The 22071-nt window shown below is 38.7% G+C and carries 24 protein-coding genes and 1 other annotated feature; of the genes, 7 read left to right on the top strand and 17 right to left on the bottom strand.

Annotated elements, in window-relative coordinates:
- Nucleotides 1-17: 17 nt before the first annotated feature.
- From NSS81_RS17000 to safA, 6 genes are all read right to left on the bottom strand, one after another.
- A complete protein-coding gene (locus tag NSS81_RS17000) occupies nucleotides 18-650 on the bottom strand; it encodes a response regulator transcription factor (protein WP_342429858.1) in 633 nt (210 codons plus the stop codon).
- Complete coding sequence (locus NSS81_RS16995) at nucleotides 643-1692, bottom strand: sensor histidine kinase (RefSeq protein WP_342429857.1); 1050 nt, start codon at nucleotides 1690-1692, stop codon at nucleotides 643-645. The genes NSS81_RS17000 and NSS81_RS16995 overlap by 8 nt, the downstream gene beginning before the upstream one ends.
- Nucleotides 1689-2423, bottom strand: a complete 735-nt coding sequence (gene liaF / locus NSS81_RS16990) for a cell wall-active antibiotics response protein LiaF (RefSeq protein WP_342429856.1) — start codon at nucleotides 2421-2423, stop codon at nucleotides 1689-1691. The genes NSS81_RS16995 and liaF overlap by 4 nt, the downstream gene beginning before the upstream one ends.
- A gap of 92 nt (nucleotides 2424-2515) precedes the next feature.
- A complete protein-coding gene (locus NSS81_RS16985; protein ID WP_342429855.1) occupies nucleotides 2516-3157 on the bottom strand; it encodes a PspA/IM30 family protein in 642 nt (213 codons plus the stop codon).
- A gap of 21 nt (nucleotides 3158-3178) precedes the next feature.
- Nucleotides 3179-3520 carry a flagellar basal body rod protein gene (locus tag NSS81_RS16980; protein ID WP_342429854.1) on the bottom strand — a complete coding sequence of 114 codons (342 nt, stop codon included), beginning with the start codon at nucleotides 3518-3520 and terminating at the stop codon, nucleotides 3179-3181.
- A 139-nt stretch (nucleotides 3521-3659) separates the two neighbouring features.
- Entirely contained in the window at nucleotides 3660-4274 is a 615-nt protein-coding gene (gene safA / locus NSS81_RS16975) for a SafA/ExsA family spore coat assembly protein (RefSeq protein ID WP_342429853.1), read from the bottom strand.
- A gap of 139 nt (nucleotides 4275-4413) precedes the next feature.
- On the opposite strand from safA, the gene NSS81_RS16970 reads away from it, so the two are divergent.
- A complete protein-coding gene (locus NSS81_RS16970) occupies nucleotides 4414-4788 on the top strand; it encodes a DUF1360 domain-containing protein (protein WP_342429852.1) in 375 nt (124 codons plus the stop codon).
- A 60-nt stretch (nucleotides 4789-4848) separates the two neighbouring features.
- On the top strand, nucleotides 4849-5007 hold the full coding sequence (locus NSS81_RS16965) for a hypothetical protein (RefSeq protein ID WP_342429851.1): 159 nt from the start codon (nucleotides 4849-4851) through the stop codon (nucleotides 5005-5007).
- Between the two features lie 49 nt (nucleotides 5008-5056).
- Here NSS81_RS16965 and NSS81_RS16960 read toward each other — a convergent pair whose 3' ends face one another.
- Complete coding sequence (locus NSS81_RS16960) at nucleotides 5057-6199, bottom strand: PLP-dependent aspartate aminotransferase family protein (RefSeq protein WP_342429850.1); 1143 nt, start codon at nucleotides 6197-6199, stop codon at nucleotides 5057-5059.
- A gap of 176 nt (nucleotides 6200-6375) precedes the next feature.
- Here NSS81_RS16960 and NSS81_RS16955 point away from each other — a divergent pair, with 176 nt between their 5' ends.
- Nucleotides 6376-7905, top strand: coding sequence for an FAD-dependent oxidoreductase (locus NSS81_RS16955; protein ID WP_342429849.1), 1530 nt, complete (start codon nucleotides 6376-6378; stop codon nucleotides 7903-7905).
- 65 nt (nucleotides 7906-7970) lie between these two features.
- On the opposite strand, the gene NSS81_RS16950 is transcribed toward NSS81_RS16955, so the two are convergent.
- The 5 genes from NSS81_RS16950 to NSS81_RS16930 form a co-directional block, all read right to left on the bottom strand.
- Nucleotides 7971-8105 (bottom strand): hypothetical protein, encoded by a 135-nt coding sequence (locus NSS81_RS16950; protein ID WP_342429848.1) that lies wholly within the window; start codon nucleotides 8103-8105, stop codon nucleotides 7971-7973.
- A 214-nt stretch (nucleotides 8106-8319) separates the two neighbouring features.
- Nucleotides 8320-9456, bottom strand: a complete 1137-nt coding sequence (locus NSS81_RS16945) for a DEAD/DEAH box helicase (protein ID WP_342429847.1) — start codon at nucleotides 9454-9456, stop codon at nucleotides 8320-8322.
- 144 nt (nucleotides 9457-9600) lie between these two features.
- Nucleotides 9601-10395, bottom strand: coding sequence for an MBL fold metallo-hydrolase (locus tag NSS81_RS16940; RefSeq protein WP_342434057.1), 795 nt, complete (start codon nucleotides 10393-10395; stop codon nucleotides 9601-9603).
- Nucleotides 10396-10488: 93 nt separating this feature from the next.
- Complete coding sequence (locus tag NSS81_RS16935) at nucleotides 10489-10698, bottom strand: heavy-metal-associated domain-containing protein (RefSeq protein WP_342429846.1); 210 nt, start codon at nucleotides 10696-10698, stop codon at nucleotides 10489-10491.
- Entirely contained in the window at nucleotides 10695-11150 is a 456-nt protein-coding gene (locus NSS81_RS16930) for a flavodoxin (protein ID WP_342429845.1), read from the bottom strand. Before NSS81_RS16930 ends, NSS81_RS16935 begins: the two co-directional genes overlap by 4 nt.
- A 250-nt stretch (nucleotides 11151-11400) precedes the next feature.
- Here NSS81_RS16930 and NSS81_RS16925 point away from each other — a divergent pair, with 250 nt between their 5' ends.
- Nucleotides 11401-12102 (top strand): Crp/Fnr family transcriptional regulator, encoded by a 702-nt coding sequence (locus NSS81_RS16925; protein WP_342429844.1) that lies wholly within the window; start codon nucleotides 11401-11403, stop codon nucleotides 12100-12102.
- Here the strand turns inward: NSS81_RS16925 and NSS81_RS16920 are convergent.
- Nucleotides 12099-12353: an amino acid decarboxylase gene (locus NSS81_RS16920; RefSeq protein WP_342429843.1), complete on the bottom strand. Its 255-nt coding sequence runs from the start codon at nucleotides 12351-12353 to the stop codon at nucleotides 12099-12101. The genes NSS81_RS16925 and NSS81_RS16920 overlap by 4 nt on opposite strands.
- 239 nt (nucleotides 12354-12592) lie before the next feature.
- On the opposite strand from NSS81_RS16920, the gene NSS81_RS16915 reads away from it, so the two are divergent.
- Nucleotides 12593-13183 (top strand): copper resistance CopC family protein, encoded by a 591-nt coding sequence (locus NSS81_RS16915; protein WP_342429842.1) that lies wholly within the window; start codon nucleotides 12593-12595, stop codon nucleotides 13181-13183.
- A gap of 144 nt (nucleotides 13184-13327) precedes the next feature.
- Here NSS81_RS16915 and kynB read toward each other — a convergent pair whose 3' ends face one another.
- The 3 genes from kynB to NSS81_RS16900 all read right to left on the bottom strand — a co-directional run bounded on the left by kynB (nucleotide 13328) and on the right by NSS81_RS16900 (nucleotide 17137).
- A complete protein-coding gene (kynB, locus tag NSS81_RS16910) occupies nucleotides 13328-13948 on the bottom strand; it encodes an arylformamidase (RefSeq protein WP_342429841.1) in 621 nt (206 codons plus the stop codon).
- Nucleotides 13949-14014: 66 nt separating this feature from the next.
- Nucleotides 14015-15772, bottom strand: a complete 1758-nt coding sequence (locus tag NSS81_RS16905) for a WG repeat-containing protein (protein ID WP_342429840.1) — start codon at nucleotides 15770-15772, stop codon at nucleotides 14015-14017.
- 351 nt (nucleotides 15773-16123) lie between these two features.
- Nucleotides 16124-17137, bottom strand: coding sequence for a 4Fe-4S binding protein (locus NSS81_RS16900; protein WP_342429839.1), 1014 nt, complete (start codon nucleotides 17135-17137; stop codon nucleotides 16124-16126).
- Between the two features lie 256 nt (nucleotides 17138-17393).
- Nucleotides 17394-17638: a binding site (T-box leader), on the top strand.
- Between the two features lie 50 nt (nucleotides 17639-17688).
- Between NSS81_RS16900 and brnQ the strand changes: the two genes are divergently transcribed.
- Nucleotides 17689-19029, top strand: coding sequence for a branched-chain amino acid transport system II carrier protein (gene brnQ, locus NSS81_RS16895; RefSeq protein WP_342429838.1), 1341 nt, complete (start codon nucleotides 17689-17691; stop codon nucleotides 19027-19029).
- 40 nt (nucleotides 19030-19069) lie between these two features.
- Here brnQ and NSS81_RS16890 read toward each other — a convergent pair whose 3' ends face one another.
- Entirely contained in the window at nucleotides 19070-20053 is a 984-nt protein-coding gene (locus tag NSS81_RS16890) for a Gfo/Idh/MocA family oxidoreductase (RefSeq protein WP_342434056.1), read from the bottom strand.
- Between the two features lie 213 nt (nucleotides 20054-20266).
- Here NSS81_RS16890 and NSS81_RS16885 point away from each other — a divergent pair, with 213 nt between their 5' ends.
- Entirely contained in the window at nucleotides 20267-21925 is a 1659-nt protein-coding gene (locus tag NSS81_RS16885; protein ID WP_342429837.1) for a glutamine--tRNA ligase/YqeY domain fusion protein, read from the top strand.
- The last annotated feature ends 146 nt before the right edge of the window (nucleotides 21926-22071 follow it).

The raw sequence follows: 22071 nt of genomic DNA, 5'->3' as shown, positions 1-22071 counted from the left end.
AGCCCCTTATCTTGTGATTACTTTATTAATGAGTGTTTAAAGGCATAGATTACTGCTTGGGTACGATCTTGTACATTCAGCTTACTTAAAATATTGCTAACGTGCGTCTTTACGGTTTTCAAGGCAATAAATAGTTCATCCGCGATTTCCTGGTTGGCTTTACCCTGAGCCATTAACAATAATATTTCCATTTCTCGATTAGTGAGTTCTTCATGCGGCAGATGTTGATTCTTTTGTCGCATTTTCACCATCATCTTCCCTGTCACTTCAGGCTCAAGAACAGATTGACCGTGGTATGTAGCACGCACTGCATTGGCGATTTCACCAGCTTTTGATGTTTTTAACATATAGCTGGTGGCTCCTGCTTCTAATGCCGGGTAAACCTTCTCATCGTCTAAAAAGCTTGTGACAATAATAACCTTCGCTTCAGGCCATTGTTCAATTATCTTTCTAGTTGCTTCGATACCATCCATTTCTTTCATCACTAAATCCATTAAAATGATGTCAGGCCGCAGTTCAAGTGCTAATTCTACTCCCTTTTTTCCATCCGCTGCCTCACCTACCACTTGAATGTCTGGCTGGGCAGATAAATAAGCGGAAACGCCAATGCGAACCATCTCATGGTCATCCACGAACACTACTCTAATCATTTACACCATCCCCATTTATCATCACTGGAACCTTTACCTCAAGCCTGGTCCCTTTATTTTTCAAACTAATCACCTTTAAAGTACCGCCGACTTCAACTGCACGTTCATGCATATTTTGCATACCGTATGAACCTGCTTTCATACTTTCCACTTCAAAGCCAATTCCATCATCAACAATTCTTAAGATAACAAGGTTCTCTCTTTTTACCAACAGAACTTCAAGAATGTTCGCTTTAGAGTGTCTGAGGGTGTTCGAGACAGATTCCTGAAGAATCCGAAATAGATGGTCCTCGATTCCTTTATCAAGCGAAAAATTTTCTACCTTCCACTTAATTTCCATTGTTACCTTTTGAGATAATTCCATTAACAGCTCTTCGATTCCTTCTTTAAGCGATTTGTTTTTCAAGGCAACTGGACGTAAATGAAGAAGCAGCGCCCTCATTTCAAGCTGTGATTGATGGATCATTTCTTCAACCATTCTTAATTGCTTCGCTTCATAGGTTTCTTCTGTTTGGTCTCTCATTTGATTGATGGCTGACATCATCATCGATGCGGCAAATAATTGCTGGCTAACCGAATCATGTAATTCTCGGGCAAGCCGATTACGTTCCTGTGAGATAATTTCTTGGATGATTACTTCTTGATCCGCAACTTTTTCCGTTGCAAGCCGCTGGGATAGCTTAGCTTGCTCCGACATTTGTTTACCAATCTTATCAATTCGATCGGCAATATTTTGCATCTCTGTGATTGCTAGTTTTCCCTCCGGACGTGCTTGTCTGCCCTGCTCTAGTTGGTTTAATGAATACTCTACATCCGAAAGTTGACGCCTCCAGAACACACCTGAAATGATTCCAAATAAAATTCCAAGAACAATGCTAAAGGATGGAATAAAAATCACAAACGGGATATCCATAAAATGCTGATTCCACAACTCCCCCAAACTTGAAAGAGGAAAAACCATTATAAAAGCCGTAGCGACAGCAAGTGAAATGAGGACCGAAAAGCCGATATTCCAAACAATCTGCCTTTGGATCGTGCTCATATCCTGGTCACCTCTAAATTCCCAACAAGCAGTGATGAAAAGATTTTAACCTTTTGCTCAGCACTGTCATAGCCTGATGTTTTGAGATGGAAGACTTGATTGAATACCTGGGATTGATGATTCTCTAATACCGTTGTTGAACCGACGATACAAGAGTGGTGCACACTTACTTCTATTTCATAGGGGATTTGTATTTGAATATTACCGATGATGTTGCGTATAAAAATTACCGTTTCTCCTTTAGGGAGTACGGTATAACTGAGGTCAATGATGGTATCACCAATTCCTGATTGGATGTTAATATCATTCCACTCATAAACACCAACCGGCGTTTTTTGTCCCCCGAACATTATATTTTCAAAAAGCGGCTTGCTCACAACAAGAGTTTCCTCCCGAGGGGCTTGTTCCGTCTCTTTTATTTCAAGTGTAAGTTTATGCGGTTTCTTTTTTGCGTTTGAGTATTGAATAATAAAGTGCAGTAAAATAGCCAGTAATAAAAACTTAAATGTCATCATACTAAAAACACTAATTAATAAGAAAATAATCCCTGTGAAGAAAAGGAACTTTCCGCTTTTATGGCCAGTCTTTCGCCGACCTAAATAGATTAACATGCCAGAAAAAAACAGGGAGAATATTAGACCGCTGTTGAAAAATAAAATTTCAAGCAGGAGAACTGCTAACCCAATTAATACTAGCCATCCAGAATAATCATCTCTTGCATTTTTAAACATTAGGCCCACCCTCCCTATTGGTGTATTTTTCGATGCATTAAATGGCCAAAAGACGCAGACAATCTACGCCTTTCTAGAATACCATGTTTCCGTTACAAAATGGACTTGCTTTCTTCTAACTTTGCATTTTTTTCTAATTGCGCGATCCTTGCATCAATCGTATTGCGGTAAAAAGAACTGTTTACTTGATGCTCTAAGCCGTCTAAATAGTTTTCGATTTCTTGAAAACGTGAAGTAGCTTTATCAGTATTAGAATCTAATACTTGATTCATACGATGGTTCGCACGTGACACATTTTCACGGCCCATTATTTCCAATCTGCGAATATGCATATCTTTTACCTTATGCTTCATTTCCTCGTACTTTCTTTCTAGTTCTCCCAGCTGCGTGTTAATCTCATCCAGGGAAGCACCGATCCGCTGTGCACGGTTAGCATACTGCTCGTGTTCCGTTGTAGCAAATTGATAAAGCTCCATTTCCCCTGCCTGTGAAGCCACCTCAGCCTGGTATTTTCTTTTTCCTGCTAGTTCGACTGCTTGCTGATACTCTCTGGTAAATTCAGTCTTTAGCTTGTATTGCCGTTCCACCAGGGATCTAACCTTTTCTGTTTCTTGCTCGCACTGACGAAGGTATTGGTTTAAAAGGATAATTGGATTTTGTTTTTCTTTATGGTCAAGGGCAGCGTGTAAATCAGCAGTAATCGTTTCTTTAATTCTCGTAAAAAGGTTTGTCATTTTTTCTCTCTCCTCGGATAATTAATTTAATTCATTCCATTGCTTTTCAAAATTTACAAATGGATCAGATTCTTCTTTTACCGTATTACGTTTGTTGCTATTCCAGTTCTTGTAGACTAGATAGAGAATATAGGCGGCAACAACACCGATGATGGCTGGTGCATTATGAATGGTAGACATTAGGACAATAAGTCCTATAAATCCGAAACCAATTTTCCCTCCTGTTGTTTCAGCTTTTAAAAACTGTTTAAAGATGAAGTACAGAATGGCAACACCAACAAGTAATCCAACCATGGGACCAATTGTTGATAGTAAAATGATTGCTGCAATCCCGCCTGCGATAACTAAACCAAATTTTTTCATTTTGTTTTTCTCCTTTCTTTATCTTGATTTAATCTTACCCTTTATTTTGACTTCAGATAATTGAGCTAGAGCTTGATTTTCATATCAGTCTTAAGACGTAGAAAGGGTCAGTTCCCCTTTTGGAAACTGACCCTTTTCGTTATTTAGAAATAAACATTTGTGTCCAATAGTGTCTTTGCGATCCGCCTTTTGCGTATCCAACACCAATATAAGTATAGGTACCGTTTAAAATATTGGCTCGATGTCCAGGACTATTCATCCAAGCTTTTACAACCTCTTGTGCGGTGATTTGGCCAGCAGCAATATTTTCTGCTGCCGAACGATAGGAAATCCCAAAGTTCTTCATCATTGTAAAAGGGCTGCCATAGGTAGGACTAGTATGAGAAAAGTAATTTTTATCTCTCATATCCATTGATTTGTAGCGGGCTACCCTCGAAAGTTCCCAATCCTGTGTCAATGCCTTTAGGCCATGCTTGGCACGTTCTTGGTTTGTTAATTGAACCACTTGACTCTCAATGCTCTTAGTCGCATCAAAGCTAGGAATGTTGACCTTATCCCCTGGGTAAATCAAATTAGGATTTCTAAATTGTCTGTTCGCCGCGATAATTTCTGAAATTCCCACTTGATAGCGAACAGCAATTTTCCAAAGGGTATCCCCTGGCTGGACCGTGTAAATTTGCTGTGCAAATGAAACACTTGGAATGCACATTAGGGATAACAAAAGAATTAGACTAAACCAAAAAGATTTTTTCATTTTTTTACGCCTCCTCCGATATATATTTTAGATTTTAGGCTCAAAATATACAGATGTTCTTAATTATTTTTTAAGCTTAACATTATCAACTTTTGCGACAGACTAAAGATATCACTATCAATTTTTTGGAGGACAAAAAGTGCAAGACCTTACATGGATTACCTATGTTATGTTAATTTTGGCAAGCTACCGGCTAACCCATTTAATTGTATTTGATAAAATTACTGAATTTATCCGGAAGCCATTTATGAAAACTGTCAAAGTAGAAACTTCAAACGGTATAGAAACAAAGGAAATACCAAAATCGATGTTTGGTTATTTATTAAAATGTTATTGGTGTGCAGGGATTTGGAGTGCTATTTTACTCGGAGGAAGCTACTTACTTTTTCCTCGTGTTACCTTTGTATTTATCTTAATTTTCTCGATTGCTGGAGGACAGTCCATCCTTGAAACCTTTGTGGGTGTAAATATAAAAAAAGTTGATCATTATGCTGAAATGGAGAAAAAGGATTAATAAAGTTTCAATAGGTATTTAATTCCCTCAATGCATATAGTTTAAAAAGGGGGAATGGGAATGGGAATGGCTATATTGTGGGTTACTGTGATTGGATTTATCATTTGTCTTGGACTTGTTGGCGGAGTATTTATTTATTTTTTACGAGGAGCGCTCCCTTCAGATGACTCAAAACGAATTGATCCCATAAAAACTGAAAACGATGAAACCCACCCTTAATTTTTCATAAGAAAAGAACCCGAAAGTCCTTCAGGGTTCTTTTGCTATTTTAAATCAATGATTTTTCAATTGCTTGTTCAAATTGTAAAATGATATCTTCCGTATGTTCAATGCCAACGGATATTCTGACAACCTCTTTCGTAATCCCCAATGCTTCATTTGCTTCCTGGGGTAAGGCACGGTGTGATGTTGTCAAGGGATGGGAAACAGTTGTTTCCACCCCAGCAAGTGTTGGTGCAAGCTTCACCCATCCTAATGAACGGAAAAACTGATTAACATCTACCTTTTTTGAAAGTTCAATGGTAACCATTGCACCATAGCCATTCCTATCCTGCTCAAAGGGATAATACACTTTTTCGACTGAGCTATTCTTACTAAAAGCTTCCGCTAATCTCCTTGCATTACTTGATTGCTCTTTCATCCTCAAAGCAAGTGTTTTTAAGCCTCGGCACGTTAACCATGCTTCAAACGGACTGACATTTGCCCCAAGATTAACAACTTTTCTACGAGCATTGTCTACAAGGTCGGCTCTGCCCGTTACGACTCCCGCTGTAACATCACTATGCCCCCCTATATATTTTGTCGCACTATGAACAACTAAGTCGACACCCATTGGATAAGGCTTACAATGATACGGAGTGGCAAAGGTATTATCAACAAGCGTTACCAATTGATGCTTTCTGGCAAGCTTAACCACACCCTCGAGATCTTCCACTCTTAATAAAGGATTGGTTATTGATTCAGTATACAAAAGCTTGGTATTACCTTTTATTTCCTGTTCAACAGTTATTAGATTCTTAAAGGAGATAAAGGTAGTTTCAATCCCGAAATTGTTTAATTCCTCTTTGAGCATATGGAAGCTGCCGCCGTATAAATCATCTGCTGCAATAATGTGATCCCCATTTTTCACCACCGCCAAAACTCCTGCTAAAATTGCCGACATCCCTGAGGAAGCACTCACGCCTGCCGGGGCACCTTCAAGCTTTGCAACCGCATCAGCTAACTCATCAGTATTGGGATTTCCCACCCGTGAATATAAGTACTGGCCATTGCCCTGATAAAATCCCTCTAACTCATCCAAGTCCTTAAAGGCAAAGGCAGAGGTTTGATAAATAGGTGTTACCTTGCTTGCTATTTTCCTCTCGCTCTTTTTCACACCATGCAGTACTTCTGTTTCAAAATGGTTCTCCATACTAACACCCTCTTCTTCATTTACAAAATAGTTATTATCTTTAAAAAGTAACAATACAAGTTTATTTCGTCAATTTATATTTTCATCTGATTTTAATTATCATTTTCCAAACTCACATGATTTTTGTAAAGTTGGAAAAATTAATCATGTGACTATAAAACCTGGAGGGAACACAAATGAGTACAACAGAAGGAAACAACAAATTCCCAAAAACCTACTGGCGTGAAATTGAATTGCCAAGCTTCGATAAATTACAAGAAGATCTCACTGTGGATGTAGTAATTGTTGGTGCCGGAATCACAGGAATCACCGCAGCCTATTTACTATCAAAGGAAGGTTTAAAGGTAGCAATTATTGAAGCAGGCGGCGTTTTAAATGGGACGACCGGCCATACTACGGCTAAACTTTCAGCACAGCATGGATTAAAGTATGATGAATTAATAAACCATTTTGGAGAGGATAAGGCTAAGCTTTATTATGAATCGCATTCTTCGGCTATTCAATTCGTTGAAAAAACTGTGAATGAAAATGGAATTGACTGTGATTTCAGTAAGCAGGATGCCTATGTTTACGCTGTTACCGATGAATATGCCCAAAAAGTCGAAACGGAAATGTCCGCTTATCAGAAATTGGGTATTGATGGGGAAGTAGTCGGCAACATCCCTTTTGATCTTCAAATCAAAGCAGCCATTTTGATGAGAAATCAGGCACAGTTCCATCCGCTAAAATTTTTAAAAGGGCTTCTAAATGAGGCCATTAGTGCCGGTTGCTTAGTTTTTGAAAATACTGTTGCTGATGATATTGAGAAAGAGGATGTTCAACAAAAGGTAGTAACGAAGGACAGCCATAGGGTTACCTGTAAGCAAGTAGTACAGGCCTCCCATTTTCCTTTTTATGATAAACCTGGGCTTTATTTTGCGCGGATGTATGCATCAAGATCATATGTCATTGGGATAAAGACGAATAAACCATACCCAGGCGGTATGTATATCAGTGCAGATAATCCAACACGCTCCATTCGCTATACACCTGTGGATGGGGAAAACCTCCTCATTTTGGGTGGCGAAAATCATAAAACGGGCCAGGGAGTAGATACGGTCAATCATTATAAAGCGCTCGAATCCTTCGCTAGAGATGTGTTTGGCGAATCTGATTATAGTTATCGATGGTCTGCTCAAGATTTAGAAACGTTAGATTATGTTCCATATATTGGCCGCCTTACTGAAGGAAACGAAAATATATTGGTCGCCACGGGCTATAAGAAATGGGGGATGACAACAGGTATTCTTGCTGGCCACATACTGACAGACTATATAATGAATCGCGATAATCCATATATGGAACTTTATTCACCTTCTCGTTTTCATGAAGACCCTGATTTGGCAAACGTTGTTACCTTTAACGCGGACGTAGCAAAACACTTAATTAAAGGGAAATTGGAGATTCCTGCAAAGGATCTGGAGGAGTTAAAGGATGGAGAAGGGGCGGTTGTATTGTATAACGGAAAACGGGCGGGTGCTTATAAAGATAAAAACGGTAAGATGTACATTGTTGACACTACCTGTACCCATCTAGGCTGTGAATGTGAATGGAATCATGCCGAAAAATCATGGGACTGTCCGTGTCATGGTTCCCGTTTCTCCTATGGCGGGGATGTCATCGAAGGTCCAGCCAAAAAGGCACTGACAAACCTATCCGAAGGTTGATCTTGCTGAAATATAAATTCCTAAATAACAAGAACGCCCCCTTTTAAAAAAGGAGGCGTTTTCGTTTATTTATCGTTAGGCCGGTTACGTTTTAAATCTTCACCAGTTGTAAATTCAACAAGTTCAGCGCTTGTTTTCATCCCTTTTTTACGATTATTATTACGCTGGGCATTGGCATTGCCTAGTTTCGTTCTTCCCACACTATCATCTCCTTTTTAGAGAAATACATAAATAGTATGAGTGAAAACACATCAACTTATTCTATGCTAGAACTGGTGCTTTACGGGACATTGTTAATTGTTCAAAGCTATTTACCTCAAGGATAGCGTTAATTTATTTATCAAAAATTGAGATTTTATGTAAATACATCAACTAGTATACAAAAAAACAGCGGGATACACCCACTGCCTCTTATCAGCGTCGAGGTTTTTGCTCCATTTCAGCAATTTGCCCTTTATAAAAAATTCTCTTTGCAAGCGGGACATTTAACTGGCGGCAATAACCTTTCAATTCTCTTTCTTCCCTTTCAGTAACAATCGAGATCACGATACCATTCGCGCCCATTCTTCCTGTTCGTCCAGCCCTGTGCACATATTGATCAATATCCTTTGGCAGGTCAATCTGGACCACATGGGTAACACCTTGTATATCAAGTCCTCTTGCTGCCACGTCAGTAGCAATTAGCATCTTTAGTTTTCCATCGCGGAATGCCTTAAGTTCCGATTGTCTTTCGAGCTTCTTCATATCACTATGTAGTATTCCTGTTGATAACTCTTTAAATTGAAACTTTTCATTAAAAATTTGGATTTCGCCGATATCATTGATAAATGCTAGTGCTTTAATGTGTTCTAAGCGTACAATTTTTTCAAGAAGCTTTATCTTATCGCGAGGCTCACAAACGAAATAGATATGTTCTACTTCTCCGGAAGAAGCCGCTTCATCTCTTTCAATTCTTAGAACTTCAGGCTCGTTTGTAATTTCCTTAGCCAGGTTTTCCGTTCCAGCCTTCATGGTTGCTGAAAATAAAGAAACTTGGCGGTCGCCCAAAGTTGATTTAACAATATCTTTAACGGTAGTAAGATGTTCGGGAATCAGCAGTTGGTCTCCCTCATCCAAAACAACCATTTTTACTTCATGCATTTTCACTTTCTTTTGCTTTATTAATTCCATTAAACGGCCAGGAGTAGCGAAAATCATGTGTGGCCGTTTTTTTAATTTTTCTAGCTGTCGCTTTACGTTTGCGCCGCCAATAATTGACGTACCTCTAATTCCACTGCCTTCAGACCACTTCTGAAACTCTTGATATACCTGCATAACAAGCTCCTGCGAAGAAGCGAGCACCACAGCCTGCAGCGATTGGGATGTTGGATCTATTTTATTTAAAAGGGGCAATAAATAAGCAAGTGTTTTGCCTGTACCTGTTGGTGATTCGGCTATTAAATCTTTTCCTTCGAGGATTACAGGGATTGCAGCCTCTTGAATTAAGGTAGTATTTTGAAACCCTGATTTAACCCATGCATCTTGTAAAAAGGGCTTTAGTGTATTTAACATAGTGAACTCCTTTTTTCTATCTCATTTGTATATATTATATCCATCACGCCTTTGATACTAACCTATTCAATATTCTGTGTCCATCAAAATATAGGCAGGAAAACCAGAAAAAACCACTCCTAAAATCAGGAATGGCTTAGTAATTTAATTTACATATCGACTACTTTTCGGCTTGGCGACTTCTGTGAAATTTTTTGCTAAAAATGCAAGATTCTCGGACAGTTCTTTACCACTCATAGGAAGCCCATGGCCGGTCACTGCAATTTCAGGCTTTAGTGCCTCCAGCTTTCTAACAGATTCATACGCTTGTTCCCAATCCGTTGTAAAATATCTCGGCGGGCCGCTAATTTCCACTGTTTGCGTCAATACTTTATATAGTGATTCTTGCTTTACTGTAACAAAGGCATCACCAGCAAGGAGTGTGCGATCCTGTTCGCGAAAGAATGACACATGTCCTGGTGTATGCCCCGGTGTATGAAGCCACTTCCAGCCAGGCATAAATGGCATAGTGCCGTCTTTTGGTAACATCTTTACTTGATCTCCGATATTAATTCCATGATTAGGGAACATGGTAGACATTTTCGCAACAAGACCTGAATCCACTTCAGGATCACCTGGTGGATAGTCCTTTTCCCCCTTTAAATAGGGAAGTTCCAACTCATGTGCATAAACCGGTACACGCCAATCTTCTAACAGCTCAACTAGGGAACCAACGTGATCAAAATGACCATGTGTTAACACAATCGCGTTCGGACGAGCATTCTCACCCATTCGTTCAGCAATCATCTCTTTTATCTCCCCAGCAGCTTTTGGCATTCCTGTATCAATCAAAACAAATTCATTTGAATTACCTACTAAGATGAGGTTTACAATTTGATTGGTATAACTGAATATATCTGGCGTTACTTCAATTCCACCCCCGCTACCAATGGATGTCATTGGTAGAAATGAACCTTCAAACTTACTATCCTGATTTTGTTCCAAAAATAATCCCCCCAGTTTTTATTATTATTTGACTGGGAGGAAATTTTATTAGTCAAATGTACGGGTTGTTAATTTATAAACGGTTCGGTTTATTTCTTCTAATTGAATGATGTCTTCATTATAATTGATTGAAATTTTTCCGCTTCCGGATAAAATACTTACTTTTTCTATCCCACGATGACGTTTGATACCTTTTTTTATTTTTCCTAGACAACTGGAACAGGCCACATCGTTTAATGCCATTTCAATCATACTCATACTAACTCCCCCACTTTCACTAATTTTCCCGCAAAGGATTGGCCGTACTGGATACATTCAGGACCCTTTGGAGCATAATCAATTTTCAGACCATTAAGAACGACATCTGCACCTAATTCTAATAATTTTTCTGATAATATATCAACAGCACCGCCCCGATGTTCGTAGGAAGAATCGCAAGATCCAATCGCAGCAGCTACTTTAGATTCTAAATTTAAGCTTTCCATTTCGTCGTAAAAATCAAGAAATTCATCTGGAAGTTCTCCGTCTCCCCATGTATAGGCACCTAATAGGATGCCATCATAATCTAGGAGATCTGTGACATCTACCTCTAATATATCTTTTATTTCAACTGTTACTTGACTTTGCTCTATTCCCTCACCAACTAAATTAGCAATTTCCTCTGTATTCCCAGTCATACTCGCATATACTATCAAACAAGTCGCACTCACGAAAAAATCACCTCTTGTTTTTCTTTAACACTCTTTTCGATGAACCAAATAGCTTTTAAACGTAAAAACCGGCTTTTGGGTTTTTACAACAATCATTACGAAAAGAACCTTCTTTTATTATATTGGGAATCGTTCTCATTAACATTGACATACATCAAGAATTTGACTTTGAATTGATGCACATCACTGCCAATTCTTTATTTAGCAGTTAAAATATAGTAAATCAGTATGTTAGGGAGTGGGTCAGATTATGGATTGTTGTGAACATTGCACTTATGAATCCTCCTGCATTACCACTGTTCCCGTATTTAAAGGGCTACATGAGGGTGATATCCAACAAATACGGAACGTAACTCACAGCAGAAGTTATCCAAAGAGAACTTTTATATTCAGAGAAGGGGAACAGTCTGAAACATTATTTGTTGTCAATGAGGGGCTTATAAAATTAACCAAAACGTCAGCAGAAGGAAAGGAACAAATTGTTCGTTTGCTGTTTCCAGGAGATTTTTTTGGTTTAATTTCATTATTGAGAGATGAAAGACAAAATGTAAATGCTGAAACAATCGGAAAAACCGTCATATGTTCTATTGAAAAAAAGGATTTTCTAAAGACAATGGAAAGCAACGCAGAAATGTCCTTTCGTTTTTTACTTGCTATGAATGACCGTTTATACGAAGCTGATGAATCCGTTAGTTTTTTAGGCTTAATGGAGGTGGAACAGCGGTTGGCAAGGGCTCTTATTCTTTTTCATGAAAAGATGAAAGCACAAAATGGAAAATTCACCTTACCTTTTACAAAAAAGGATTTAGCTAGTTATATTGGGACAACCCCAGAATCGGTGAGCAGGAAGCTCTTGTCGTTTATTTCGCAACAACTCATTAGGATGGATGGTCAGCGACAAATACAGATTCTAGAGTTGGACCAATTAAAAGAGATATCTGGTATCACTTAAATTTCGTCTAATTTTATAGCCATCAATCGGAAATGGCCAGGTTCAATTTCGTTAACAATCGCATTCATTCCTAATGCTTGAAAATTGGCTACCAATGGTTCGCCCCGATGTGGTAAATGAACCTCAATGACCGTACCAACTGGTGCAGATTTGACAAAATTTAAAATTTCCCGTCGTGGATGTTCACCTTTTAGGACTCGCTCGCGAATATCTATGACGGCTCTTTTTCCCTCTATTTGAAAGTTATGCATAATTTACTCTCTCCTTTATGATTGATATTCCTTTCCAGGTTGCATTTTCTTGAGTTTACAGCTATTTTCCAGAAAAACAATTGATTTATATCAAGGATTTAATATTTTCTTATTTAGTATCAAGGTTTTCGACTCGCAACTTTTGAACGTATTGTGAACATTATTGTTATTGGGATATAAAAAAGGATTAAGGGTGATAAAATGGATAACAGCTAATAAACAATATAATGGAGTTGAAAATGATGTTAAATAAAATCACTCTAATTTCTACGCTGTTATTTTTTCTATTAGGATCACAGGTCTTTGCTCACTCCCATTTGGCAGACTCAACCCCTAAAAATGGCGAAGTCTTAAATGAACCCTTAAAGAATATCACCCTATCTTTTGAAACGGTTTTAGAGCAGACAAGTTCTTTTATCCTAATTGATAGCAATGGAAAAGCCCTTCCGCTTTCTGAGCTGGCCCTTAAAGAAAACCAGCTGCTGGGAACGTTGGAAGAGGAGCTTCCAAATGGTGATTATACTATTCAATGGAAAATAATCGGAACAGATGGCCATCAGCTTGAAGGCGATGTTCCATTTACCGTACAGCTTCCTGAGAGCACTAATGCAACAGAAACCTCTGAAACTGTTGAGCCCAGTGACCAAGCAACTGAAACAGAGACCCTAGTGCCTGCAAAAGAGGTAATCAGTGAAAACGAACCACTTTTAAAAAAGGATGAGATCCAAAAGGCCTCCATCAAAGCATATATTGTTCCAGGGCTCATTGGTTTAATTATTATTCTCGGATTTTCTTGCTATTGGTTTATTTTTAAAAGGAAGCATGCATAGATGTTTTTCGATATCAAAAAGGCACCAAAAATTATCGCTTTACTGATGAGTTTGCTATTTATCCTGACTGGATATTTGGCGTTTATGGTAAGTGCTTAATTAGAAAAAGCAGAGTGAAAATTTATTCACTCTGCTTTTTCATGCTTACGGTAAACGTAATATCGCTCTTACAGGACTGCCATCACCTTCGACAAGTGGCAGCGGCAGGGCGATTAATTCATAATCTCCTGATTCGATATTATCTAGAAGCACGGATTCCAAAATATGAATTCCATTTTCGTGCAAGCTATGGTGAGCTTCAAGGGTTTCACTCTCTATTGGATCAACAGATGGTACATCCACTCCAATCAGCCGTATCCCTTTTGCTGCTAAAAAAGGTGCAAGATCTGCATCTATATGCGGTATCATGTCAGGAAAATTGGTAGAGTCCTGCCACGAAAGTGTTCGAAATAATACCCTTTCAATTCCATCAAGGTTAATATCAAGTAAATCCTTTGCGGCAATACGATCCTTGCCAATCATATCAACTACCCGGACAGGGCCTATGTATAAGTCAAGGTCTAACTCGATAATTCGCTTGCCTTCATCATCAAAATGAAACGGTGCATCGACATGTGTTCCTGTATGTGTACTCAATTGAAGGCTCCCAACGTTTACCGTCCCGCTGCCCTCGTTAAAAGAGGACACTTCAAAATGGAATGCTGTATCCCCAGGCCAAACTGGCATTCCATTTTGAAGCCTTCTTGAAATGTCAAATATCTGCATCTCTTCCCACTCCTTAGTTCAAATACAATCCTACATTTAAATATCCCTAACCCTAACTGAAGACAATTAATGAAAAGATTTCCAAAATCCACCTTCTTTATTAATGATACCACTCAACTTATTAATTGGAATGGTAAAGGTCGGGAATCCTGCTGCATATGGAGCAATATCATAAGGAGTAAAGTAGATATTAAGTCCTTCATTACTGATAAAAAACGGTTGGTCTGGTTGAATACCTTTGTAGGCATCTGGAAAAAGGTAGGAGTATTTTTCATTATCCTTTATTTGTTCACCAATGATGTCACTAATTACCTTAACGTATGGACTTTTCCGAATAAACAAGTCTTTCATTTGATAAATAACACCCGTGTTAACGTCAATATGAACATATTTTTTTATAGGCATACCATGGGCTGCACCAAATGGAAAGTCATACCCTTCTATTTGAATCACAAGGAGATCTTTTTGGAAAAAGGTCACTTCAAAATCACCCATATAGTTCGACTCAAGTTGTGTATGCGAAGGGATATCTTTTACACCAGAAAGTTCCTTCAACATATCGTTTATCTTCGTTTGATTTCCTATTCCGTTCACCTGAGGATAATAAACCAAATAATCTTTATTTGGCCTATATTTGTGTTCGATTACAGCATATTGGTCCCTTAACGGAATTACAGAATTTTGTTTCCATACCAGTTGACCTCTTTTATCAAAGTACATTACCCGAAAGTCAATCTCACCTTTGATCATGTTTTTTTCAAAGGCCAGTATTCCATTGCCAGCTATTTTAGGAAGATGCTCTATTCTCTTACCTCTTTTATCAATGAAATAAGTAAAGTTGTCGTCATAGGCTGATGCCATTCCATTATGATACAAAGTAACACCATTAAAAAGAAAACCCGTGAGAAAATGCCCGTTGGAATCGGCAATTGCATACTTCGTGCCTAAGTATGTCCTCTTTGGATCTAAAGCTTTCCCGACTGCGAACCGATTTTCATTAAGGTTTAATAGTGAAGAGTATATTGGTTTGAGGATATATTTTCCCTGTCTGTCAAGTAAGCCATAATTCGCTTCCAGATTATCAGAAGTACTCACAATTGTTCTACCTTCAATAAATGGCTGCCCATCTGAAAACTGGGGTTCAATGATAATTTTACCTTGTTCGTCCACATAACCTAATTTACCGTCCTTGTCTTTTCGAAAAGCAAGCAAGCCTTCTCCATAGGATCCAACGAACGAATAGGGAAATTCCATTAGCACCTTTCCAGTTAAATTAATCAAGGCATATTTGTTATCTTTCATCTTTACAATTGACTTTCCTGCCTCGAAATTCTCTACGTGATCATATTCCAATGGAATCACTTCTTTTCCCCATCTATTGAGGAATCCATAATTAGTGTTACCATCTATATCTGTATTTGCAATGACTGCTCTGCCCTCTTTAAAGTCACTGGCAATGGAATAGGCCTTTTCGGTAATTTCCTTCCCACTCTCATCGATAACCTTAAAGCCTTGCTTATCAATTACGACTGCTCGCCCTTCAGAGAAAGGCTGAATCGTATCGTATTTAGGTTTTACGATAAAATACCCATCAGTGTTGATAATGCCTGTTGCGTCATCCAATCTGACAATTGCTAATCCATTTTCCTGAAAACTCTGTGCTTCTTCATAGGTCGGAGGGAGAACAAATTTCCCGCTTTTATCGATATATCCCCACCATTTACCGCCAATTTTTTTAACTGCAGCTGGAAAGAGGTAAACCGACCTGGATAAAGAGAGCAGAAATACAACCCAATTCTCCAACTCTTGATTTCTACTAGACATCCAAACTACCCCATTTAACTTTTTTTAGATTATATATATGTGAAATGGGGGCAACTGGTTATCACCTTATAGCAATAAGGCTTTGCAAAAACTCTGTTGATTGGAGTGGAAGGCACGAAGAACTCCTCGAAAATGCTACCGCATTTCCTTCGTGCGGTGCAAATTCAAGGAAGCATATTCAATGTCCTGCGGGAAGAGTAAGTCACGGGAGACCCCGCAAGGGCGAAGCGACGAGGAGGCTCCCGGACTGCCCGCGGGTCGCTGCGTGCCTGGAGCTCCAATCAACAGGTACTTTATCAAAACAATAGAAAAACAGCCCATTTTACAACAGGCTGCACTTCTAGTATTTATTTACTTAATATTTTTTGCCAAAGGAATCAATTGTTGCCATTCTTCATACGTAATGATGGTTTCCCAGTGACCGGTGATTTTTGCAAATCCAACTACAAGGAAAAATAAAACAAGGAAAGTTACAGGTATAAACCACTTGCTAACCTTTTTATTTACTACTGTCATATTTAATGTATCTTTTACTGGACATGCTTCGACACATGCCATACATCCTGTACAATTAAGGCTATTCACTGCTTCCACCTTATGAACAGTTACTCTCGATGGGCATACCTTTGTACACATTTCACAATTTGTACAGGTCTCTTCATTTCTGCGTACTTTCGAGATTCTAAATATTGAACCAAGCCCAATGAGCGCTCCATACGGGCACAAAAATCTGCACCAGATGTTTCTATAAAATATAGAAAGAATAACTAGCAAACTAACAACTACTAAGCCAACTCCTCCAATATTTAAGAAAAATAGCAGCATTTTAACATCAGAGATTTTATTATACGGTTCATTAAGAAATTGGATGGCACTGTAAGTCGGCATGATGATGACCATCCCAACAAAAAACAGCAATAATAAATACTTTATTGGGAGTAACAGCCAACCAAGCCATTTCGGAATTTCAAAGTTCCTTTTAAATAGCTTCCGGCCTAATTTTGCTAACAACTCACTCACTGTTCCAACAGGACAGAACCAGCTGCAAAACGACCTTCGGTAAATAATTGCACCAAAAACAAAAAAGCTAATTAAGACGAGTCCAGCAGGATGAATCAGATCAAACTCTCCAATATCAAGCCAAACCTTTAAGCCCATTAAGGCACTAATAGGCAGAAACCCTTCGACGGCTGGTGGCCGGTCAACAAATGGAGTTTGTCCTAAGGTTTCAAAATGCATGTAAAATTGGTAAAAGCGCAAGCCAATATATAACATAAAGAACAGAAATACCGCTTGAACGACATATCTTGTTATTTGAACCGGCTTTTTCTTAAACTGTTTAACATACCAGTTCTTGGATTTCATTTTAATTCCCCCATTCTTTCATTACCTTAAATATAAGTAACAAGAGAAAACAGGGTAAGTGATATATATCATTGATTATATTGTTTTCATAAAGAGTTCACATACTCATCTTAAAACAGACAAATTTTTTATATTATTATCCTATCCATGTTGTAATCGTTTTCCTTATATTTATTTAAAAATAGGGGTTGCAAAACTATTTTAAAATATTATAATTGCAATAATAGATTTATTGAAGTTTTAAAATAGTTCAAATTTAAAATCGATGACGAGAAGAGTAACTTGTAAACCTTGTACCCCAGAGAACCGGCGGGTGGTGAAAGCCGGTGTCAAGACACGAGTGAAAATCATCTCCGAGATGCTTGGCTGAAATAAGAGTAAGCCCTGCCGGAACTGCCTGCCGTTACCATGGGACACGTATGATTGTACGTTGATCGAGAGCTGCAAATGTTTTTTAGTTTGCAGAAGTAGGGTGGTAACGCGAGCTAGCTCGTCCCTATCCATGGGACGGGCTTTTTGTTATGTAAAAAAAGAATGTGGGAGAGAGTGAAATGAAAAAGAAGGATACTTTATTTGTTGGATTAATGCTATTTTCAATGTTTTTTGGGGCAGGGAATTTAATTTTTCCTCCATTCTTAGGATTAGGTTCTGGAACTTCCTTTTGGCCAGCAATTATTGGCTTTATTATCACTGCAGTTGGATTACCGCTCCTCGTCCTTATCGCTATCGCACTCGTTAAGGATGGTGTAAACACTCTAGGTAGCAGAGTCCATCCTTGGTTCGGAGCCATATTTACCGTAGTTGTTTATCTATCTATCGGACCATTTTTTGGTGTTCCGCGTAATGCAAATGTGGCTTTTGAAATGGGCTTCAAGCCTTTTTTAGGAAATGTATCCTTAAGCCAGCCATTACTCTTACTAGGATTTACAGCCATTTTCTTTTTACTTGTTTTCCTATTGAGCTTAAACCAATCGAAGGTTGTAGATTATATGGGACGTTTGATTACTCCTATCCTTCTCCTATCAATTATGGTTCTTTGTATCACAAGTTTTCTAAAATTAGACCAGCCTCTGCAGGCACCAACTGATACCTATCAGACTGCCTCATTATTTAAAGGGTTTATCGACGGCTATTCAACAATGGATGCTTTGGCTGCCTTAGCATTCGGAATTGTCATTCTGACGGCACTTAAGCAAAAAGGTATTACAGGCAAAAAGCAATTAACCAGTTATACCGTTAAGGCTGGGCTAATTGCAGGAACGGCCCTTTCTGTTGTCTATATTGTGATTGGACTGTTAGGCGCAAAGATGGCCTCTTACGGCACCTTTGATAATGGAACTGCAGTCTTATCCTCCGCTGCAACGATCCTGTTAGGCAATGGCGGAACGGTGTTGCTCGGTCTTATCTTTACGCTTGCCTGCTTTACAACTTGCGTAGGGCTAACCGTCGCTTGTGGGCAGTTTTTCTCTAAGATGGCACCTAAATTTAGTTACCTGCAGGTTATTGCTGCTGTAACGATTGTAAGCTTTTTAATTGCGAATCTTGGCTTAAATCAAATCATTTTCGTTTCTGTACCATTCCTGGTCATGGCATATCCATTAACTATCGTACTTGTATCCCTTTCCTTCTTCCACCGCTTCTTTGCTGACTCTCAGCAAGTATACGCGGGAGCTATGCTTCTAACTGGAATTGTTAGCTTGTATGATGGACTGAAAATGTTTGGTCTACAGGTTGGTTTCTTAGATTCAGTCATGAGCAACCTTCCCTTCGCCTCTGTCGGCCTTGGCTGGGTCGTCCCTGCCATCGTTGGAGCGGTCGCAGGTCTCCTAATAGCAAAAGGAACCAGATCCTCCGCAACTGAGAAGGACTTGAATATAGGGAAGGCATCCTAAAAATGAAAGGAACCAAGAATATAACCCTTGGTTCCTTTCATTATTTCTCTGAAGCAAATACGATATTATTTTGTTTCCTTGCCTCTTCAGTAATCCGAAGAACTATTTTACTCAAATCTTTTAATTCATGGTATTCCTTAGTATTGCTAGTTTCGATAATCCTTGCGATATTTTTACATTCGTACACCATGTTTTTCTCTTCTTGAACGACACTTATTATTTGGCTCTCTTTTGTGTGGCTGTCAATAAACCTGATTTCTGAGATCGGTGCTGCATCCTCTAGGATAAAAGTTCCCTTCTCTCCCTGGATTTCACACGGAGCAACCGAATCGGATATCTTTGAACAAAGAATGGTACAGATGAAGTCCTCATACTCCAATACAAGCGTTCCGCTTCCATCAACACCGCTGCTTAAGATGACAGGAAAATAGTTTGTTTTTACTGGTTCACCGAAAAGTCCAACGGCTAAAAATAGAGGATACACGCCTAAATCAACCAGTGCACCTCCAGAATAGGTTGCTGAAAAGATATTGGGTTCCTCACCTTGTAAAAGCAAATCATATCGAGAGGAATATTTAATATATGGTAAAATCGTACTCCTAATCTTACCTGCCATATGTATCTTTTCCTTTAATATTTCAAAGTTCGGAGTATGGATATTTCGAATTGCTTCAAATAGATAGACCCCATTTTCCTCTGCAGTCCGGTAGGCTTCTTCAAGTTCTGCAGTATTTGAAAATATCGGCTTTTCGCAAATGACATGCTTTTTATTTTTCAAAAAGGTTATGGCCTGCTCAAAATGCAGAGAATTTGGAGAAGCAATGTAGACTGCCTCGATTTCATCACTTTTTGCCATTTCCTCAAGATTAGAAAAGTAGGCAGGTGCGTTATATGTATGAGCTAACTTTTGAGCTTTATCCTTTGTTCTAGAATAAACTGCGACTAGATTAAATTGTTCACTGAGCTTTGCTGCTTCGATAAAGGAGGTTGTAATCCACCCTGTTCCAACTGTGCCGAAATTTATCATCTAACTTCCCCTTCCTATTATTTATCTTCAAAATTGTAGTTTATCTTTTTTATGCTTTATTTACCACTAAAACCATTTTCACCTTTTTATCGATTTTTTGGTAAAATAAGCTTTAGAGCTATTTTTCATATGAATTGTTGGGAAGAATGGAAAAATATCAGTATTTATGTTATTTATTAAATAGTAGATAAGATGAAAGAGGTTGAAAGTATGGACAATCATACGTCTAATTTTATAAAAGATAGAATGATCAAAGATTTAGAATCAGGAAAGCACAATAAAATTATTACTCGTTTCCCACCTGAACCAAATGGGTATTTACATATTGGACATGCTAAATCAATTATAATCAACTTTGGCTTAGCAGACGAATTTAACGGAACAACAAATTTACGATTTGATGATACCAATCCATTAAAGGAAGATGTCGAGTATGTAAACTCCATTAAAGAAGATGTAAAATGGCTTGGCTTTGAATGGGATAATTTATACTTTGCATCCGACTATTTCGAGGAAATGTATAGCCGTGCGGTATTATTAATTGAAAAAGGACTTGCCTACGTGGATGACCTATCCGCTGATGAGATACGTGAATATAGGGGTACTCTTACCTCTCCTGGTAAAGATAGTCTCTATCGCGAGCGTTCGATCGAGGAAAATCTTAACTTATTTAAAAGAATGCGTGAGGGCGAATTTGGAAATGGTGAAAAGGTGCTTCGTGCAAAAATTGATATGTCATCACCGAATATTAATTTGCGTGACCCAGTTATTTATCGTATATCCCATTCTACACATCATAATACAGGGGATAAATGGTGTATCTACCCAATGTACGCTTTTGCCCACCCACTTGAAGATGCAATTGAAGATGTGACCCATTCCATCTGCACAGTGGAATTCGAGGATCAGCGTCCTCTTTATAATTGGGTGGTTGAAAAGTGCGAAATGGCGAGTCAGCCTCAGCAAATTGAATTTGGTCGGCTAAATGTAACCAACACAGTCATGAGTAAACGAAAACTAAAACAATTGGTTGATGAAGGATTTGTTGATGGCTGGGATGATCCTAGGATGCCGACCCTTTCTGGTATGAGAAGAAAAGGTTATACCCCGGAATCCATTCGCAATTTCGTCAAGGAAACGGGTGTTTCAAAAGGATCTGGTGCCGTTGATTCACAAATGCTCGAGCATTATGTCCGTGAAGATTTAAAATTAAAAGCACCGCGGACGATGGGTGTTATTAATCCTCTAAAAGTGGTAATCACTAATTATCCTGAGGGTCAAATCGAATTACTTGACGCTGAAATCAATCCAGAAAATCCGGAAATGGGTATGAGGAAAATCCCATTTTCTCGTGTGATCTATATTGAAAAAGACGATTTTATGGAAGATCCACCAAAGAAATATTTCCGTCTCTTCCCCGGCAATGAAGTTCGTTTAAAAAATGCCTATTTCATTAAATGTGAAGAAGTAGTTAAAGATGCAAATGGAGAAGTAGTAGAACTACGCTGTACCTATGACCCTATAACAAAAAGTGGTACCGGTTTTACGGGCCGTAAAGTAAAAGGAACCATTCATTGGGTTGAAGCGGCCCATGCCGTACCTGCTGAATTCCGTTTATTTGAACCACTTATTTTGGATAAAACAGAAGAAGAACAGGACGTGGAGGAGAAAACCTTTCTAGACCATGTGAATCCTCATTCTCTAGAAGTTTTACAAGGCTATGTGGAGCCAAACATGAAGGAAAGCAGACCACAAGATAAATTCCAATTCTTTAGACATGGATATTTTAGTGTAGACCCTAAACTAACTACAATCGATAAGCTTGTTTTCAACCGAGTTGTTTCATTAAAGAGTTCGTTTAAAATTTAAACTCTGTTAAACTTGACTGTTGATTTCCGCTCCATGCGCTTCGCTTTCCGCGGGCGTGCCGGGGAGCCTCCTCGGCGCTTAAGCGCCTGTGGGTTCTCCCCAGCCCCATACTCCCGCAGGAGTCTCGCGCCTTCCGCTCCAATCAA

Origin of the sequence: Neobacillus sp. FSL H8-0543 (genome assembly GCF_038592905.1) — a bacterium.
In the GTDB taxonomy this organism is placed as follows: Bacteria; Bacillota; Bacilli; order Bacillales; family Cytobacillaceae; genus Neobacillus.
Note: the sequence above shows the minus strand (reverse complement) of the source record. Positions and strands in the feature narration are given on the sequence as shown.

Coding starts and splice junctions, on each gene's coding strand:
- NSS81_RS17000 (WP_342429858.1), bottom strand. CDS start 650: ATGATTAGAGTAGTGTTCGTGGATGACCATGAGATGGTTCGCATTGGC.
- NSS81_RS16995 (WP_342429857.1), bottom strand. CDS start 1,692: ATGAGCACGATCCAAAGGCAGATTGTTTGGAATATCGGCTTTTCGGTC.
- liaF (WP_342429856.1), bottom strand. CDS start 2,423: ATGTTTAAAAATGCAAGAGATGATTATTCTGGATGGCTAGTATTAATT.
- NSS81_RS16985 (WP_342429855.1), bottom strand. CDS start 3,157: ATGACAAACCTTTTTACGAGAATTAAAGAAACGATTACTGCTGATTTA.
- NSS81_RS16980 (WP_342429854.1), bottom strand. CDS start 3,520: ATGAAAAAATTTGGTTTAGTTATCGCAGGCGGGATTGCAGCAATCATT.
- safA (WP_342429853.1), bottom strand. CDS start 4,274: ATGAAAAAATCTTTTTGGTTTAGTCTAATTCTTTTGTTATCCCTAATG.
- NSS81_RS16965 (WP_342429851.1), top strand. CDS start 4,849: ATGGGAATGGCTATATTGTGGGTTACTGTGATTGGATTTATCATTTGT.
- NSS81_RS16960 (WP_342429850.1), bottom strand. CDS start 6,199: ATGGAGAACCATTTTGAAACAGAAGTACTGCATGGTGTGAAAAAGAGC.
- NSS81_RS16955 (WP_342429849.1), top strand. CDS start 6,376: ATGAGTACAACAGAAGGAAACAACAAATTCCCAAAAACCTACTGGCGT.
- NSS81_RS16945 (WP_342429847.1), bottom strand. CDS start 9,456: ATGTTAAATACACTAAAGCCCTTTTTACAAGATGCATGGGTTAAATCA.
- NSS81_RS16940 (WP_342434057.1), bottom strand. CDS start 10,395: ATGACATCCATTGGTAGCGGGGGTGGAATTGAAGTAACGCCAGATATA.
- NSS81_RS16935 (WP_342429846.1), bottom strand. CDS start 10,698: ATGAGTATGATTGAAATGGCATTAAACGATGTGGCCTGTTCCAGTTGT.
- NSS81_RS16925 (WP_342429844.1), top strand. CDS start 11,401: ATGGATTGTTGTGAACATTGCACTTATGAATCCTCCTGCATTACCACT.
- NSS81_RS16920 (WP_342429843.1), bottom strand. CDS start 12,353: ATGCATAACTTTCAAATAGAGGGAAAAAGAGCCGTCATAGATATTCGC.
- NSS81_RS16915 (WP_342429842.1), top strand. CDS start 12,593: ATGATGTTAAATAAAATCACTCTAATTTCTACGCTGTTATTTTTTCTA.
- kynB (WP_342429841.1), bottom strand. CDS start 13,948: ATGCAGATATTTGACATTTCAAGAAGGCTTCAAAATGGAATGCCAGTT.
- NSS81_RS16905 (WP_342429840.1), bottom strand. CDS start 15,772: ATGTCTAGTAGAAATCAAGAGTTGGAGAATTGGGTTGTATTTCTGCTC.
- NSS81_RS16900 (WP_342429839.1), bottom strand. CDS start 17,137: ATGAAATCCAAGAACTGGTATGTTAAACAGTTTAAGAAAAAGCCGGTT.
- brnQ (WP_342429838.1), top strand. CDS start 17,689: ATGAAAAAGAAGGATACTTTATTTGTTGGATTAATGCTATTTTCAATG.
- NSS81_RS16885 (WP_342429837.1), top strand. CDS start 20,267: ATGGACAATCATACGTCTAATTTTATAAAAGATAGAATGATCAAAGAT.